This window comes from Roseateles sp. (assembly GCF_039595595.1).
Taxonomy (GTDB): Bacteria; Pseudomonadota; Gammaproteobacteria; order Burkholderiales; family Burkholderiaceae_C; genus Roseateles.
Genome location: NZ_JBCNLG010000008.1, coordinates 193027 through 209529 on the forward strand (window position 1 = coordinate 193027; position 16503 = coordinate 209529).

Below are 16503 nucleotides of genomic sequence, written 5' to 3' on the forward strand. Positions count from 1 at the left end.
GACGCGCGCGGGCGGGGCGGCCTATCCTCTCCCTCGGTCAAGGGGGTCGCAGAGGGGCCAGGGGACGCCCCCCCGCGCAACAGGGGGCGGCGCGCGGCTTGCTCCTGTGCTGCAATCCAGATTCATCTCCGGCGAGGCGGCGGTATGGCTCAAGACTCGGACAGGGGCCCAGGGGCCTGGTGGCACTCCCTGCGGCGGCGCTGGCAGGCGCGCCGCGATCCGCCGGCGCGTGTCGCCGCGGCCGACGAGGCACAGCTGATGGACGGTCTCAAACGCGAGGCCGCCCGCGCCCAGCGGCACCGCCACGACGGGGTGCTGATGCTGCTGGAACTCGATCCCTGGGCGCGCATGCAGCAGCAGTACGGCCAGGACTGCATCCAGGCGCTGGACGAGCGGCTCGATCAACTGGTGCGCCAGCAACTGCGCGGCGGCGACTGGCTGCTGGCGCTGCCGCGCGGCGTCTGGGCCGCGTATCTCCCTTGCACCGATCCGCTGGGCGCGCTGGATGCGGCCGACCGCGTGCGGGCGCGGGTCGCGACGCTGGACTACCGCTGGCAGGGGCAGGCCTTGCCGCTGAGCGCGAGCCTGGGGCTGGCGCATTGGCAGGACTGGCGGCGCGAGCCGCAGCAGGGCGCGGACCAGCTCCTGCAGCAAGCGCGCCAGGCGCTGGCGATGGCACGCGGCGCCGGCTGCAACTGCGTGCGCGCCTATGCGGCGATGCCGTCGGGGCGCAACCGCTACAGCGGCACGCGGCCGGCGTAGCCGGTCATCTCCAGGTAGCCCCAGCCGAGCGCGCGGCCGGTCTCGTCGGTCAAGCGCGCGACGCCTTCCCAATACGGGAAGCCGGTGCTGCGTCGCGTGTCGATCTCCTGCGCCGCGTAGGCCGCCTCGACGAGGAACACCCCCTTGGGCGTGCGGATGCGCCACTTGACCGGATAGCGGGCGAGGCTCACGGGGCTCTGCCAGACAGCGAGCGGCTCGAAGGCCAGTTGCTGCTGGAAGTCCGTCTGCGCGCCGCCCCGCGAGGCCGGCTCGCGCCAGCTGCCGCCGGTCCAGACGACGCGGCCGTCCTGCGCGCGCATCTGGAACAGCGTCAGCGCCGTGCCGTCGTCCAGGTTCAGCCCCAGCCAGTCCCAGCCGGACGCGCGGTCGGGCGCGGTGTCGCCGCCGCGGCCCAGGTACTGGTTGCTCCATTCGTGGTCGAGCCAGGCCCGCGCCTGCACCTCGCGCGTGCCGCCGTCGCGCAGCGCGAGGCGGCCGGAGCCGCTCAACTGCGGCTCGCTCACGTAGCGGCTCGCCTGCTGTTCGTCCGGTCCCTTGCGCGACCAGCCGGCCTGTCCCTGCAGCAGCGGTTCCCGCAGGGCGTCCAGCGTCAGCTCCAGCGCGAAGCCGCCCGCCTCGCTGGGCATCAGCAGCGTGTAGCGGCTGCGGCCGTCCGGACCGTCGACGCGGCGCAATTGCCAATCACCCAGCCGCACGCGCGTGTCCTCGGTCTCGGTCCGCGCGTTGGCAAAGCCGTGACGCAGCACCCGCTGGTCGTGCAACAGCCGCTGGCGGCCGAGGTCCGACACCGCCGCGTGGCCCAGCAAGATCTGGCCCGGCGCGAACGCCGATGACAGCGGGCGCGTCAGGTCGTTGCGCACCCGGAAGAAGGTCAGCTGGAAGCCGAAGTCGGGGCGGCCCAGCGGGCCTTGCGCCGGCGGTCTGGACTTCGCCTCACGCAGCACGCCGGTGACGTACCACCACTCGACGCGCGTCGCCGGATGCGAGCCGTGATCGCGAGGAAAGCGCAGCGGCTCGGCGGACAGCGGCGCCGTGCTGGACGGCGGGTTCGCGACACTCCCTGCACCCGCTGGCGTCTGGGCCCGCGCGATGCGCGGCGCGAGCGCCGCCTGCGCCATCGACAACCCGGCCGCGCCCAGTCCGGCCAGCCATGGACGCCGTCTGATCATCACCAGTCCTCCCGCACCGCGCGCAGCGCCTCGCCCTGGCCCGCGCTCAGCGCGCGCGCGCTGGCCCAGGCCGCCGTCGCGGCGGTGGCGAGCAGGCTGGCCGCCAGCAGCGCGGCCACACGCCAGCCGGGAATGGACCAGTCCATGCTCCAGTGGAAGCTCTGCGGATTGAGCCGGAACACCAGCACCGCGCTGATCGCCAGCCCCACCAGCAGCCCCATCGCCGCACCGGCGGCGGCCTGCAGCAGGCTTTCCGCCAGCACCAGCCGGCGCAGCATCGCGCGGGTCAGGCCCAAGTGCAGCAGCAGGCCGAATTCGCGCCGCCGCGCCAGCAACTGCGCCGACAAGCTGGCCGCCACGCCGAACAGCCCCAGCCCGAGTCCGACCGCCTGCAGCCAGTAGGTGATCGCGAAGCTGCGATCGAAGATCGCCAGCGAGAAGCGGCGCAGCTCGCCGGCCGAGGCGATCTCCAGCGACTCCGGCGCGCCCGAGGCCTCGCGCAGCGCCTGCTGCGCCGCCACCGGATCGGCGCCCGGTCTGAGCCACAGTGCCAGCTCGGTGATGGCCGTGTCGCCGCTCAGACGCTCCCATTCGCGCCGGTCGATCAGCACCGCGCCGGTCTGCCGGCTGTAGTCGCGCCAGATCGCCTTGACCGCCACGGGCAGCTGCCGGCCCTCGAGCCGCAGCATGAAGCGGTCGCCGGGCGCCAGGCGCAGTTCGTCGCGCATGGCCTCGTTGATGTAGACCGGCTGCACGCCCGGGGGGAGCGCCACGGCCTGGCCCTGCAGCGGCAGGCGGTGGTCCAGCGGGCGGGCCAGCAGCGTCGTGCTGCCGGACATGCCGCGCACCGTCACGCCGACCGTGCGGGTGCGCTGCGCCGCGACCCGCTCGACGGCCGGCAGCGCCGCCGCCGACGCCGCCAGCCCCGGCGTCATCGGCTGGCCTTGCTGGGCGCTGTCGCGCGCGGTCTGACGCGCGTAGAGATCGGCCGGCAGCATGTCGCTGAGCCATTGATCGAGCGAGGCGCGGAAGCTCGCCACCATCACGAGCATCGCCACGGCCAGCGCCAGCGCGACCAGCACCCCGGCGATGAGGCGGCCGGCCTCGCCCGCCTGGTCGCGGGCGCGCTCGACGGCCAGCAGCGGCAGCGCCCGGCGCGCGGCCCAGCCGCGCAGCAGGCCGGTGATCGCGCGCAGCGCGAAGGGCACGGTGCCGAGCGCGCCCAGCAGCAGCGCCGCCATCGCGGCGTAGGGGCCCAGCGGAATGCCTTCGATGGGGCGCATCCAGGTCAGCGGCAGCGCGCAGGCCAGCAGCGCCGGTCCGATCCACCACCAGCGTCCCGCGTCGCCGCCGCTGCCCAGGCCCTTGAGCACCTGCGCGGCCGGCAGGCGGCGCAAGCGCGCCAGCGGCAACGCGCTAGCGCCCAGGCTCACCAGCGGTCCGAGCGCGAGCAGTCCCGCGATCGAGACCGGTGTCGTCCGCAGGGCCGGCCGTCCGCCTTCCAGGCCCATGAGGCCGCTGCCCAGGTCCCCGCCGAGCGCGTGCAAACCCAGTTCGGCCAGGCCCACGGCCAGCGCCAGTCCGAGCACCGCGCCGGCCAGTCCGAGCAGCAGCGCCTCCGACACGAGCAGCGCGAGCCGCTGCCGAGCGCTCATGCCGAGCACGCCCAGCAGCGCCAATTGGGGCAGCCGCTGCGCGACCGACAGGCTGTGCACGGCGAAGACCATGAAGGCGCCCACGAACAGCGCCATCAGCGACAGCACGCCCAGATTCAGCCGGTAGGCGCGGGTCAGGCGGCGGGCCTCGTCGGCCTGCTGGCGGGCCTGGTCCTGCGGCGCGCGAGCGATGACGCCCGGCGGCCAGGCGGCCGGCACCGCGCGGCCCGGCGCCATGCGCAGCAGGATCGCGTCGAGCTGGCCCGGCCGGTGCAGCAGTTGCTGGGCCCAGGCGATGTCCACGATCACCAGCGCCTGCTGGCGGTCCGGCACCCGGCCCACGACCGGCAGCGGCGCAGGCTCGTCGGGCAGGTCGACGCGAAGCGCCCTCGGCGCGCTGTGACCTTCGTCGTAGCCGAGCCTGCGCCAGGCTGCGTCGCTCACCATCAGCGCCGGCTCGCGCAGCGCGCGGCCCAGATCCGCGCCATCGATGCGGGGCAGCCATTGCGGATGGAAGGCGCCCAGCTGCACCAGGTCCAGGCCGATCAGCCGCACGCGCTGCCACTGGCCGTCGCGCGCCTGCAGCCGGATGCTGGCGTCGAGCCGCGGCGCCAGCGCGGCCACGTCGTCGCGCGCGGCCAGCGTGCCGTAGAAGAAGTCCGACAGCGGCGCGGCGCCTGGCGCGGCGCTGAGTTCCGTGTCGGCCTGGGCACTGCTCTGGCGCGCGGCGGATTCGAATTGCGCCAACGCCGAGGCATTGATCCAGTGCACCGCGCCCGCGAGCGCCAGACCCAGCGCGATCGTCAGCAAGGCCGCGAGCTGCCGTCCCCATTGCAGGCGCAGCGCCGGCCAGGACAGCTGCCACCACCAGCCCCAGGCTTGGCGCAGCGCGCCGGGCGGGGCAGCGGGACGGGGAGTGGCTCCGGTCATCGCGCGGGGACCCGTCAGGCCTCGATCAGGCGGCCGTTCTCCAGCCGCAGACGGCGGTCGGCGAGTTCGGCGGCATGGGCGGAATGGGTGACCAGCAGGCAGGCGGCATTCTGCTCGCGCAACTGCTGCCGCAGCAGCCGCATCACCTGGTCGGCATGCGCGGGGTCGAGGTTGCCGGTCGGTTCGTCCGCCAGCACCAGCACCGGCCGGTGCACGAGGGCCCGCGCGATCGCCACGCGCTGCAACTGACCGCCTGACAGCTGCCGCGGCAGATGCCGCGCGTGCGGCGTCAGGCCGACGGCCTCGAGCATCGCGGCCACCCGCGCCGGATCCGGCCGGCCCTGCAGCAGCAGGGGCAGGCCGACGTTGTCCTGCACGCTGAGGTGGGGCAGCACGTGGAAGGCCTGGAAGACGAATCCGAGCTCTTCGCGCCGCAGCCGGGCCTGGCCCGGCTCGTCCAGCGCCAGCACATCGCGGCCCTGCAGCACGACCTGGCCCCGGTCCAGCGGCTCCAGCGCCGCCAGCCCATTGAGCAGCGTCGACTTGCCGCTGCCCGATTCGCCCAGCAGCGCCAGCATCTCGCCGCGATGCAGCGTCAGCGAGAGATGCTCGAACAGCGTCTGTGAACCGTAGCGCTTGGTGAGGCCGGAGGCGGTCAGGAGGGGAACGTCCATCGTCGATCGCGGGAGGTCGATCGGCGGATTGTGGCGTCAGACCGGCGCCGTGGCCCTGTGTCGAGGAAGTTCCTCGATCAAGGATCGCCCGGCCGACGCCCTTGTCAGGGTTTGCAGATGCATCCCGCATCGGGGTCGGCCCCGCCGATCGCGTTGGCCCACTCTGTCGACATGAGAACCGTCCCGTCCGAGCCACTGTCTCGCATCGACATTGAATCGAACAGCAGCCATGTCGACACGGGCGCTTTGAGCGCGGTGATCCTGCTGGTGAATGAAGTGCTTGCGCGGCGCGAGTTGATCAAGACCGGCGCCTCGCCCGCGGCTGTCCGCGCGGCCGGACGGTCGCCGGCAGAGCGCCTGCAAAGCATGACTCTGGACCTGTTCCTGCACGGGAGCCCGCTTGCCAGCGACCGCAAGTCATGGATCGATGACGGCTTGAGAAAGATCGAGGAGGTCTTCGCTCCCCACTCGCCACGCCCCGCGTCCCATGAACCGCCGGTGGCGAGTCGCGCTGGCGCCGTGAGGCGCCGGGTCAATCCGGAGCGTGCGCGCTGATCGCCGCGGCGATCAGCCGATCGAGGGCATCGGGCGCCTCGGCCGGCACGATGCGCCGGGCCGGCATGCCGCGCAGCCAGGTGATCTGGCGCTTGGCGAGCTGGCGAGTCGCCGCGGTGCCCAGCTCCTGCAGCGCCGCCAAGTCGGGCGAGGCCTCGTTCGCGTCGAGCAGCTCCCACGCCTGCCGGTAGCCGACGCAGCGCATCGAGGGCAGGCCCAGATGCAGATCGCCCCGGGCGCGCAGGCGGCGCACTTCGTCGACGAAGCCCTGCTCGAGCATCAGCGCGAAGCGCAGCGCCAGCCGTTCATGCAGCCAGGCGCGCGCGGCGTCGGAGGGCTCGAGCGAAATCAGCGGCCAGTCCACGCCCTGCGAGCGCTGGCGGCGGTAGAGCGCCGACATCGGCTCGCCGCTGAGCAGGCAGACCTCCAGCGCGCGCTGGATGCGCTGCGAGTCCAGCGGCGCCAGGCGCGCGGCCGTCTCGGGATCGAGCGCCGCCAGCCTGGCGTGCATCGCCGGCCAGCCTTCGCGGGCGGCCTCGGCGTCGAGCCGGGCGCGCAGCGCGGCATCCGCTTGCGGCAGCTCCGACAGCCCGTCGAACAGCGCCTTGAAGTACAGCATCGTGCCGCCGACCAGCAGCGGCCGCGCGCCACGGGTCTGGATCTCGGGGACCAGGCGCATCGCGTCGCGCACGAACTGCGCGGCCGAGTAGCTGGCGGTGGGCTCGAGGATGTCGATCAGATGGTGCGGCACTTCGGCAAGCTCGCCGGGCGACGGCTTGGCCGTGCCGATGTCCATGCCGCGGTACACCAGCGCGGAATCCACGCTGATGATCTCCACGCGCTGCCGGCGCGCGATGGCCAGCGCCGCGGCGGTCTTGCCGCAGCCGGTCGGGCCGGCCAGGCACAGCGGGCTCAGGTCCGCGGCCAGTGCGCTCAAAAGCGCTCCCACGGCGCGAGGTAACGCCACTGGCCCGGCGGCAGCTGGCCCAGCGGGATCCGGCCGATGCGCACGCGCTTGAGCGCCAGCACCTTCAGACCGACCAGCTCACACATGCGGCGGATCTGGCGCTTGCGGCCCTCGCGCAAGACGAAGCGCAACTGGTCCTCGTTGGCCCAACTGACCTTGGCCGGCTTGAGCTGCACGCCGTCCAGCTCCAGGCCGTGGTTCAGCAGCGCGATCGCCTTCGGATCGAGCTGGTGCTGCGGGTGGCGCTCGGGGTCGCCGTTCTCGACGGCGACGCGGACCAGGTATTCCTTCTCGACGTCGGAGTCCTCGCCGATCAGGTGGCGCGCGATGCGGCCGTCCTGCGTGAGCACCAGCAGGCCGGTGGAGTCGATGTCCAGGCGCCCCGCGGGCGCGAGCTGGCGGCCGTGGCCCGGCGCCCAGTGGATCTTCGACGGGTCCTCGCTCCAGTGCGTGTCGGCCTTGACCAGCACCGAGGCGGGCTCATAGCCGTCCTCGGCCTGGCCGGAGACGTAGCCGATCGGCTTGTGCAGCAGGATGGTGACGCGCTGCGCCTGCTGCTCGCGGGCGGCCGGATCGACGGCGATCACGGCGTCCGGGCCGACGCGCTGGCCCAGCGTCGCCGGCTGGCCGTCGACGGTGACCCAGCCGGCCTCGATCCATTCGTCGGCCTCGCGGCGCGAGGCCAGACCCAGTTCGCTCATGCGCTTGGACAGGCGCTCGCCGGCATCCGGATCGGCCAGGCGCACGGGCGCGGGCTGGCGCGGCGCGTCCGGGTGGCGCGGACGGTCGGTGCGCTCGGCGCGCTCCTCGCGCTCGGCGCGGGCGTGGACGTTGGAGGCCGGAGCGTGGCGATCGCCGGCCGGCGCGCGGCGCATGCGCTCGTCGCCGTGGCGGGAGCCGCCTTCCGAGCCCTGGCGAGCGCCTTCGGGGCCGCGGCCATGACGGTCGCCATGACGGTCGCCATAGCGGTCGCCGCCGCGGTCATCGCGGCGCGGGCGGTCGCCGAAGTTGCGATCGCCTTGTGGCCGGTCGCCGTAGGCGCGATCGCGCGGCGGCCGGTCGCCGTAGGGACGATCTCCATGCGGACGGTCACCGCGCGGCTGGTCCCCGTGCGGGCGGGCCGGGCGATCACCGTAGCGATCGCCACCCCGATCGTCGCGGCGGGGACGGTCGCCTTCGAAGCGCGGGCGGTCGCCGTCAGGGCGGCGGTCGCTGCCTTCACGCGGGCCTCTGTCCTGACGATCACCATGGCCGCCCTGGCGCGGGCCGCGGTCCTGACGATCGCCGTAGCCGCCTTGGCGCGGGCCGCGGTCCTGACGATCGCCGTAGCCGCCTTGGCGCGGGCCGCGATCCTGGCGGTCGCCGTAGCCGCCTTCGCGCGGCGGGCGGTCGCCGGGACCGGCGCGGCGCTCGTCGCGGCCTTGCGGCCCGCGGCGCTCGTGGCGGCCTTCCTCGGCGCGGCGCTGCTGGAACGCGGCCTCGCGCTCGGCGCGGTCGGCCTGCGCCTGGGCCAGCGTCGGACGCGGCTTGTTGACGCCCTGTCCGCGCAGCGGGGCGCGCCGCTGCGGGGCGTCGGTCTTGCCGCCCGCGGACTTGGCGCCGGCCGGATTCTTCTTGTTGAGCTTGAGCGTGGCCATGTCGGTACTGCTTCTGGTGAAAGGGGTCGCTGTCGGCGACGGAGTGACGGGGACGGACGGGTCGAGCGCGGTGAGTGCCTGAACTCAGCGGCCGCGCAGGAACAGCGCGTCGAGGTCGCGGATCGTGAGCTGGCGCCAGGTCGGACGGCCATGGTTGCACTGGTCGGCGCGTTCGGTGCGTTCCATATCGCGCAGCAGCGCGTTCATCTCGTCGATCGTCAATTGTCTGTTGGCGCGCACCGCGCCGTGGCAGGCCATCGTGGCGAGGATCTCGTGCTGGGCGCGTTCGATGGCGTGGCTGGCGTCGAACTGCGCGAGCTCGGCCAGCACGCCGCGCGCCAGTTCGACGACGTCGCCGCCGGCCAGCAGCGCGGGGCGCTCGCGCACGGCCAGCACCTTGGCCGACAGCGGCGCGATGTCCAGGCCGAGGCGGCGCAGCGTGTCGGCATGGGCCTCGGCGGTGGCGATCTCGGCGGGCGTGGCGGCGAAGGTGACCGGGATCAGCAGCGGCTGGGCGTCGATGCGCGTTTCGCCGAGCGCGGACTTCAGGCGTTCGTAGACGACGCGCTCATGCGCCGCGTGCATGTCGACGATGACCAGGCCCTGCGCGTTCTCGGCCAGCACGTAGATGCCCTGGATCTGCGCGATGGCGCGGCCCAGCGGCCATTCGCCGGCCTGGCTCGCGGGCAGGGGAGCGGCCGAGGCGGCCCCCGGCATCGACAGGCTGGCGGCAGGGAACGACGGCAGGCCGCCGGCAGGGGCGGGCGCGTAGAGCGCCTCGGCCTGTTCGAGCGCGAGCGCGGTCTGGGCGCGGGTCGGAATGGGCGCGCGCCAGCCCTCGGGGCCGGCGAAGCGCGCGGATGGCGCGTGATACGGGGCGGGCGGCTCGTAGGCCGCGGCGCCCGAGGCGGAGGGACCCGCGGCGGATGGTTCGGCGCCGTCCATTGGGCGCTCCCAGGCGGGCGTGCCGGTCCAGCGCTGGCGGCCGCCAGCCTCGGCGGGGGCGGGCAGGGCGGCGGCCTGCTGGGCCTCCTCGCTGCGGGACAGCGCGAGCGCGGCCTCGACGGCGCGGCGCACTTGCTGGTGGATCTCGCGGCCGTCGCGGAAGCGGACCTCGATCTTGGTCGGATGGACGTTGACGTCGACCAGTTCGGGCTGAACGTCGAGGAAGAGCACGTAGCTGGGCTGGCGGTGGCCATGCAGCACGTCGTCGAAGGCGGAGCGGATCGCGTGGGCGATCAACTTGTCGCGCACGTAGCGGCCGTTGACGTAGACGTACTGCATGTCGGCGCGGCTGCGCGCGGCTTCGGGCAGGCCGACGCGGCCGTGGATGCGCATCGGGCCGACCTCGGCGAAGACCTCGCGGCTTTGCGCGATGAACTCCTCGTTGAGGACTTCGGCGATGCGCTGGGGCAGGGGCGCCGAGCGCCACTGGTCGACCAGCTTGCCCTCGTGCCAGACCGCGAAGCCGACGTCGGGGCGGGCCAGCGCGTGGCGGCGCAGCGCCTCGAGGCAGTGGGCGAGCTCGGTGCCTTCGCTCTTGAGGAACTTGCGGCGGGCGGGGGTGTTGAAGAACAGCTCGCGCACCTCGACGGAGGTGCCGCGGGCGCGGGCGGCGGGGCTGAGCTCGCCGGTGCGGGCCTCGAGACGCCAGGCATGGGCGGCGCCGTCGTGGCGGGAGACGATGGCCAGTTCGGCGATCGAGGAGACGGCGGCGAGGGCTTCGCCGCGGAAGCCCATGGTGGCGACGGCCTCGAGGTCGGAGAGGCTGCCGATCTTGGAGGTGGCGTGGCGCTTGATGGCGAGCGGCAGTTCGGCGTCGGGGATGCCGTGGCCGTCGTCCTCGACGATGAGGCTGCGGATGCCGCCGGCGATGAGCTTGAGCTGGATCTGGCCGGCGCCGGCGTCCAGGGCGTTGTCGACGAGTTCGCGCACGACCGAGGACGGGCGTTCGACGACCTCGCCGGCGGCGATCTGGGAGATCAGTTCATCGGGGAGTTCGCGGATCGCGCGCCGCGCCGCGGAGGCGGCGAGGTCGAGGCCGGCCGCGGAATTCGCCATCGGGGCGAGGGTGTCGTCCATGGGGGCGGATTGTAGAAGGGTCGGCCGGCCGGCACCGGGCCGGCCCGGCTTTCCGTGCGGTCGGGCACACAGCATTTCCCGGTCACCGCGGGCGACGTTTCTTCACGAGTGCATCAGGAACCGCCCGCCATAATCCGCGCCCATGGATCTGCTGCAATTCCTCCTCGACTTCATCCTGCACGTCGACAAGCATTTGGCCGAGTTCGTCACTGCCTATGGCGTGTGGGTCTACGCGCTGCTGTTCCTGATCGTGTTCGTCGAGACCGGCCTGGTCGTCATGCCCTTCCTGCCGGGGGACTCGCTGCTCTTCGTGGTCGGCGCGCTGTGCGGGACCGGGATGATGAATCTGCCGCTGGCGATGACGGTGCTGCTCGTGGCGGCGATCCTTGGCGACCAGTGCAATTACGCAATCGGGCGTCATTTCGGGCCGAAGGTCTTCCAGTGGGAGCAGTCGCGCTTCTTCAACAAGCGCGCCTTCGACGCCGCTCACGAGTTCTATGAGAAGCACGGCGGCATCACCATCATCCTGGCGCGCTTCATGCCTTTCATCCGGACGTTCGCGCCCTTCGTGGCCGGTGTGGCCGCGATGACCCGCAGCCGCTTCACTGCCTACAACGTTGCTGGCGGCGCGATCTGGGTCATCGGTCTCACGCTGGCGGGCTACCTGTTCGGCAACATCCCGTTCGTCCAGACCCATCTGTCGAAGATCATCTGGGCGATGATCCTCGTCCCTGGCCTGATCGCGCTTTATGGTGGCTGGCGCGCCTCCCGCGCCAAACCCGCGGTCTGAAACCTCGTACACCACGAGCGGTCGGGGACGGTGGGGCTTGGGGTTCAGGCGCTTGCCGCCTGCGGCCCCATGCCCCAGCGGCCAACGCCCCGGCCGAAGCAGTAAAGGGCGCCCCCGCAAAGGGAAAACACCGACCCGCCCAGCGCGCAAACCCCTGGGGTGCGTTTCGTCACGGTGACATCGGAGGGCTATTCTCGCCCGCTGCTTTTCACCGTCGAACAGCCCATGCAACTCAGCACTCTCAGCAAGGCCGTCACCCTGGCCCTGAGCCTGACCGCCGTGATCGCGGCGGCGCCGTCGCAAGCCCAACCGGCTCAATCGGCTCAATCGGCTCAACAGGCCGCATCCGCGGCTCCCGCTCCCGTCGTCACGATGCTGCTGCGCGAGCCCGCCATCTCGGCCCGCCATCTTGCGTTCGTCTACGGCGGCGACCTGTGGATCGCCAACCGCGACGGCAGCCAGCCGCGCCGTCTCGCCGGACAGGCTGCGCCCGAGTTCGCGCCGCGCTTCTCGCCGGATGGGCAGTGGATCGCGTTCTCGGCGGGCTACGACGGCAACACCGATGTCTACGTGATCGCCGCGGCCGGCGGCCAGCCGCGGCGCCTGACCTGGCACCCCGCCGCCGATCAGGTGACCGGCTGGAGTGCCGACGGCAAGCGCGTGCTGTTCGCCTCCAATCGCGAGGTGCTGAACAACCGCAGCAAGCAGCTGTTCGAGGTGCCGCTCGAAGGCGGTTTCGAGCAGAAGGTGATGGAGGCCGTCGCCTACGAGGGCGTGTGGTCGCCCGACGGCACGCGGCTCGCGTACCGGCCCTACCAGGCGGCCTACAACGGCACCAGCGGCTGGCGCCAGACCCGCGGCGGCACGACGCCGCCGATCTGGATCCTCGATCCCAAGGGCAAGACCTGGGAGCAGATCCCGCACGTCAACGCCACCGACAACAACCCGATCTGGATGGGCGACGAGGTCGTCTTCATCTCCGATCGCAATGACGGCGCGGCCAACCTCTTCGCGTTCAACACGAAGACCAAGGCGCTGCGCCAGCTGACGAAGGAAACCGTCTGGGACGTGCGCAGCGCCGACGGCCGTGACGGGCGCATCGTCTACGAGGCCGGCGGCCAGCTCAAGGAGATCGGGCTCGAAGGCGGCACCGCGCGCGTCATCAGCGTGGCGTTGAACGAGTCGAGCCCCCAGGCCCGCGTGCAGTGGAAGGATGCGTCCAAGTCCATCACCAATGCGGCGCTGTCGGCCACCGGCAAGCGCGCGGTGATCACGGCGCGCGGCGAGGTCTTCACGGTGCCGGTCAAGGACGGCGCCGTGCGCAACCTGACGCAGACCTCGGGCGTGCGCGAGAAGGACGCGATCTGGAGTCCCGATGGCCAGCAGGTCGCCTATGTGTCGGACGAGCCGGGCATGCGCCATCAGGTCGTGATCCGCGACCAGCTCGGCGATCAGGCCGACAAGCCCACCCGCAAGCTGCTGCTGCCCGAGACCGGCTACTACACGCTGCTGGACTGGTCGCCCGATGGCGCCCGCCTGGTGCTGCAGGACAACCACCTCAACCTGTACCAGATGCCGCTGCAGGGCGCGCAGGCGGGCAAGCTCGCCAGGATCGACACCAGCGAGCGCCGTGCCGGCTTCGACGTCAGCTTCTCGCCGGATGGACGCTTCCTGGCTTACACCGTGGTGGGCAAGAACTTCTTCAGCCAGATCAAGGTCATCGACTTCCAGAACGGTCAGCAGCACCTGGTCACCGACGGCCTGAGCCACGCCAACCTGCCGGTGTTCTCGACCAAGGGCGACGTGCTGTTCTTCGCCGCGTCGATCAACTCGGGGCCGGCGCAGGTGGGCCTGGACATGTCCACGCAGGAGCGCTCGCTGCGCATGGGTCTGTACGCCGCCGTGCTGCGCGCTGACGGCAAGTCGCCGCTGGAGCCCAAGGCGGGCGACGAAGAAGGCAAGGGCGCCAGGGACAAGAAGGACGGCGACGCCGACAAGGCGGGCAAGGACAAGGACGGCGTCAAGGATTCGGCGGAAGACAAGGATTCGAAGGGCGGCGAGGACGCGAAGTCCGGCAAGGACGACGGCAAGGACGCCAAGCCCAAGGCCAAGCCGGTGCGCATCGACTTCGCGGGCCTGAAGGATCGCATCGTCGGTCTGCCGGTGGCGACCGCGCGCTACGACAACCTGGGCGTCGCGGACGACGGCGCGCTGTTCTACATCGAGCGCAAGCAGCCGGGCGTGTCGATCGACGCCGAGGGCGGCGACGGCGGCAAGGGCGAGCTGTACCGCTTCGACTTCGAGGAGAAGAAGGCCAAGCTGGTCAAGCCGCAGGTGCAGGACTACAGCCTCAGCGCCGACGGCAAGAAGATCCTGCTGAACCTGGGCGGCGGACGGCTGGAGGTGGCCGACGCGCGCGAGAAGCTCGACACCAAGAGCCTGGACCTGTCGGGCCTGCGCACGCGCATCGATCCGCGCGCGGAGTGGCGCCAGATCTTCGACGAGACCTGGTGGATGGAGAAGGAGTTCTTCTACGACCCCAAGCTGCATGGCCTGGACTGGCAGGGCGTGTACAAGCGCTACGCCCCGCTGGTGGCCGGCGTGCAGCGCCGCGAGGACCTGAACGACCTGCTGGTGGAGATGATCGGCGAGCTGCAGGTGGGCCACAACCGCATCGGCGGCGGCGACGTGCAGCAGGAGGCCAAGGTGCCGGTGGGGCTGCTGGGCGCGGACTTCAGCGTCGAGGGCGGCAAGTACCGCATCAAGCGGATCTTCAAGGGCGATCGCTGGGATCCGTATCTGAAGGCGCCGCTGGCCGCGCCGGGCGTGGGCGTGAAGGAAGGCGACTACCTGCTGGCGGTCAACGGCCAGCCGGTGGACGGCGCGCACAACCTGTACCAGCAACTGGAGAACACGGTCGGCAAGCAGGTGCAGTTGACGGTGGCCGCCAGCGCGAACGGGCAGGGCGCGCGGCGCGTCACGGTCGAGCCGATCGCCACCGAGGGCCGGCTGCGCCAGTGGGCCTGGATCGACCACAACCGCGAGGAAGTGGATCGCCTGAGCGGCGGCAAGATCGCTTACGTCTACATGCCGGACACGGCGGGGCCGGGCTTCCAGCACTTCAACCGGATGTTCTTCGCGCAGGTCGACAAACCGGCGCTGATCGTCGACGACCGCCGCAATGGCGGCGGCCAGGCGGCGAACTATGTGATCGAGCTGCTGAACCGCGGCTATCTGGGCAGCTGGAAGGACCGCGACGGCCTGATCTATGACACGCCGGCCGGCGCGATCTACGGGCCCAAGGCGATGCTGATCGACCAGGACGCGGGCTCGGGCGGCGACTTCATGCCGTATGCGTTCAAGCGCACGGGGTTGGGACCGCTGATCGGCAAGCGGACCTGGGGCGGGCTGATCGGGATTTCGGCGAACCCGGGGCTGATCGATGGCGGCTTCCTGGTGGTGCCGTTCTTCCGCTTCTTCACGCCGGAAGGCGAATGGCGCATCGAGAACGAAGGCGTCTCGCCGGACATCGACGTGGACCTGGATCCGGTCGCGGTGAACGCCGGCCGGGACGTGCAGCTGGAGGCGGCAGTGGCGAACGTGCTCGAGCGGCTGAAGTCGTGGAAGCCGATCCAGCGCACCGTGGCCCCGCCGATGCCGACACAGCTCGGCAAGTGAGCGTCGATCACCGCGCGCGGCTCTTCGAGCTCGCGCGCGGAACTCCTTCAAGTCCAGCAAGGCGAAGGTGCGCCGCCGCGCCTGAGCGCGATCACAGCGCCCGATGCCTCGCTGCCAGCGGCGGGTTCTTCGCGAAGTAGCGCGCGATGCCCGTCGCCAGCGCTTTGACCAGGTCATCCTGGTAGTCCGGATCGCGCAGCCGGGATTCCTCCTCCGGGTTGGAGATGAAGCCCGTCTCCACCAGGATCGATGGCACGTCCGGCGCCTTCAGCACCGCGAAGCCCGCCTGCTCGACGCTGCCCTTGTGCAGCTTGGCCAGCTTCCCGATCTGCCCCAGCACCTCGCCGCCCAGCTTCAGGCTGTCCTTGATCTGCGCCGACGTGCTCATGTCCAGCATCGCCCGCAGCACGCCCTCGTCCTTCACCGCCTTGCTGTTGACGCCGCCGATCACGTCGGCCGCGTTCTCCTTGTCCGCCATCCAGCGCGCGGCCGTCGAGCTCGCGCCGCCGGTGGACAGCGCGAAGACCGATGCGCCCCGCGCCTTCGGCGTGATGAACGCGTCCGCGTGGATCGACACGAACAGGTCGGCCTGCACCCGCCGCGCCTTGCGCACCCGCTCGCCCAGCGGGACGAAGAAGTCCGCGTCGCGCGTCATCATCACGCGGATGCGCGGGTTGGTGTTCAGCCGGTCGCGCAGCTTCTTGCCGATCGCCAGCACGATGTCCTTCTCGCGCAGGCCCGAGGGGCCGATGGCGCCGGGATCCTCGCCGCCGTGCCCCGGATCGATCGCGATCACGATCAGCCGGTCCAGCTTGGCCTGGCTCATCTCCGGCGCGGCCTCCTTCAGCGGCGGCGCCGGCGGCGGCGGGGTCTCGATCTTCGCGATGGCGCTCGCCGGTCTCGCGGGCGCCGGGGCCGCTGCGCTGGCCGCCGTCGCGGCGGCCGAGGCGGCCGTCTGCGGCCGGTCGATGCGGCCGATCAGCTCGCCCAGCGCGTCGTTGACCGACTGCGCGGCCGCCGACTCGGCGGCTTCCTTTTCGCGCACGAGATCCAGCAGCGGGTCGCGCTCGCGGGTCGGATACAGGTCCAGCACCAGCCGGTTCTGGTAGGCCGCCACCGGCTCGATCGTGAACACCTGCGGCGCCACCGCCTGCTTCAGGTCGAGCACGATGCGCACCACGCGCGGCTGGTTCTGGCCCACGCGCACGCCGGCAATGTACGGATCGTCCGGCTTGACCTTGCCCAGCAGCTCCTTCAGCCCGGCGTTGAGTTCCAGGCCGTCGATGTCGATGACCAGGCGGTCCGGATTCGCGGCCATGAAGCTCTTGGCGGCCAGTTGGCGGTCCGACTCGATCGTCACGCGGGTGTAGTCCGAGGCCGGCCAGACCCGCACCGCGACGATGTTCGCGGCACTGGCCGCCAGCGCCGGCAGGGCGGGCAGGACAGGGAAGCTCAGCACCACCGCGCCCATGCGGCGCAGCGCCTTGCGGCGATCGCGCGAGGGCGGCGCGGCATCGTCCGGCAAGGGCGCCGGATCGCCGTTGGACGGGGAGGGCAGGCCGGTCATGTCTCCATTCATGTGA

11 protein-coding genes are annotated in these 16503 nt (G+C 71.9%); 4 read left to right on the top strand and 7 right to left on the bottom strand.

The features are described 5' to 3' along the window. The first annotated feature begins 258 nt into the window (after nt 1-258). Entirely contained in the window at nt 259-762 is a 504-nt protein-coding gene (locus ABDW61_RS12785) for a diguanylate cyclase (RefSeq protein WP_343639120.1), read from the top strand. Here ABDW61_RS12785 and ABDW61_RS12790 read toward each other — a convergent pair. Genes ABDW61_RS12790 through ABDW61_RS12800 form a run of 3 tightly spaced genes read right to left on the bottom strand, consistent with a single transcriptional unit; the run spans nt 738 to nt 5211 of the window. Continuing rightward, nucleotides 738-1952: a carotenoid 1,2-hydratase gene (locus ABDW61_RS12790; RefSeq protein WP_343639122.1), complete on the bottom strand. Its 1215-nt coding sequence runs from the start codon at nt 1950-1952 to the stop codon at nt 738-740. The two genes, ABDW61_RS12785 and ABDW61_RS12790, sit on opposite strands and share 25 nt — an antisense overlap. Then, nucleotides 1952-4537, bottom strand: coding sequence for an FtsX-like permease family protein (locus tag ABDW61_RS12795; RefSeq protein WP_343639124.1), 2586 nt, complete (start codon nt 4535-4537; stop codon nt 1952-1954). Before ABDW61_RS12795 ends, ABDW61_RS12790 begins: the two co-directional genes overlap by 1 nt. A gap of 14 nt (nt 4538-4551) precedes the next feature. Further along, entirely contained in the window at nt 4552-5211 is a 660-nt protein-coding gene (locus ABDW61_RS12800) for an ABC transporter ATP-binding protein (protein ID WP_343639125.1), read from the bottom strand. Between the two features lie 171 nt (nt 5212-5382). On the opposite strand from ABDW61_RS12800, the gene ABDW61_RS12805 reads away from it, so the two are divergent. Continuing rightward, nucleotides 5383-5766: a hypothetical protein gene (locus ABDW61_RS12805; RefSeq protein WP_343639126.1), complete on the top strand. Its 384-nt coding sequence runs from the start codon at nt 5383-5385 to the stop codon at nt 5764-5766. On the opposite strand, the gene miaA is transcribed toward ABDW61_RS12805, so the two are convergent. The 3 genes from miaA to mutL all read right to left on the bottom strand — a co-directional run bounded on the left by miaA (nt 5744) and on the right by mutL (nt 10431). Beyond that, nucleotides 5744-6703 (bottom strand): tRNA (adenosine(37)-N6)-dimethylallyltransferase MiaA, encoded by a 960-nt coding sequence (gene miaA / locus ABDW61_RS12810; protein WP_343639128.1) that lies wholly within the window; start codon nt 6701-6703, stop codon nt 5744-5746. The two genes, ABDW61_RS12805 and miaA, sit on opposite strands and share 23 nt — an antisense overlap. Then, nucleotides 6700-8370 (bottom strand): pseudouridine synthase, encoded by a 1671-nt coding sequence (locus ABDW61_RS12815; protein WP_343639130.1) that lies wholly within the window; start codon nt 8368-8370, stop codon nt 6700-6702. Before ABDW61_RS12815 ends, miaA begins: the two co-directional genes overlap by 4 nt. A gap of 84 nt (nt 8371-8454) precedes the next feature. After that, nucleotides 8455-10431: a DNA mismatch repair endonuclease MutL gene (gene mutL / locus ABDW61_RS12820; RefSeq protein WP_343639158.1), complete on the bottom strand. Its 1977-nt coding sequence runs from the start codon at nt 10429-10431 to the stop codon at nt 8455-8457. Nucleotides 10432-10594: 163 nt separating this feature from the next. Here mutL and ABDW61_RS12825 point away from each other — a divergent pair, with 163 nt between their 5' ends. Beyond that, entirely contained in the window at nt 10595-11242 is a 648-nt protein-coding gene (locus tag ABDW61_RS12825) for a DedA family protein (RefSeq protein WP_343639131.1), read from the top strand. A gap of 225 nt (nt 11243-11467) precedes the next feature. Next, nucleotides 11468-14920, top strand: coding sequence for a PDZ domain-containing protein (locus ABDW61_RS12830; RefSeq protein WP_343639132.1), 3453 nt, complete (start codon nt 11468-11470; stop codon nt 14918-14920). A 91-nt stretch (nt 14921-15011) separates the two neighbouring features. Here the strand turns inward: ABDW61_RS12830 and ABDW61_RS12835 are convergent, their stop codons facing one another. Then, nucleotides 15012-16487, bottom strand: coding sequence for an N-acetylmuramoyl-L-alanine amidase (locus ABDW61_RS12835; protein ID WP_343639133.1), 1476 nt, complete (start codon nt 16485-16487; stop codon nt 15012-15014). Nucleotides 16488-16503: the final 16 nt, after the last annotated feature.

Bases quoted from the DNA above. Each gene is read 5' to 3' on its own strand.
- ABDW61_RS12785 (WP_343639120.1), top strand. From the start codon at position 259: ATGGACGGTCTCAAACGCGAGGCCGCCCGCGCCCAGCGGCACCGCCAC.
- ABDW61_RS12790 (WP_343639122.1), bottom strand. From the start codon at position 1,952: ATGATCAGACGGCGTCCATGGCTGGCCGGACTGGGCGCGGCCGGGTTG.
- ABDW61_RS12795 (WP_343639124.1), bottom strand. From the start codon at position 4,537: ATGACCGGAGCCACTCCCCGTCCCGCTGCCCCGCCCGGCGCGCTGCGC.
- ABDW61_RS12800 (WP_343639125.1), bottom strand. From the start codon at position 5,211: ATGGACGTTCCCCTCCTGACCGCCTCCGGCCTCACCAAGCGCTACGGT.
- ABDW61_RS12805 (WP_343639126.1), top strand. From the start codon at position 5,383: ATGAGAACCGTCCCGTCCGAGCCACTGTCTCGCATCGACATTGAATCG.
- ABDW61_RS12815 (WP_343639130.1), bottom strand. From the start codon at position 8,370: ATGGCCACGCTCAAGCTCAACAAGAAGAATCCGGCCGGCGCCAAGTCC.
- mutL (WP_343639158.1), bottom strand. From the start codon at position 10,431: ATGGCGAATTCCGCGGCCGGCCTCGACCTCGCCGCCTCCGCGGCGCGG.
- ABDW61_RS12825 (WP_343639131.1), top strand. From the start codon at position 10,595: ATGGATCTGCTGCAATTCCTCCTCGACTTCATCCTGCACGTCGACAAG.
- ABDW61_RS12830 (WP_343639132.1), top strand. From the start codon at position 11,468: ATGCAACTCAGCACTCTCAGCAAGGCCGTCACCCTGGCCCTGAGCCTG.
- ABDW61_RS12835 (WP_343639133.1), bottom strand. From the start codon at position 16,487: ATGACCGGCCTGCCCTCCCCGTCCAACGGCGATCCGGCGCCCTTGCCG.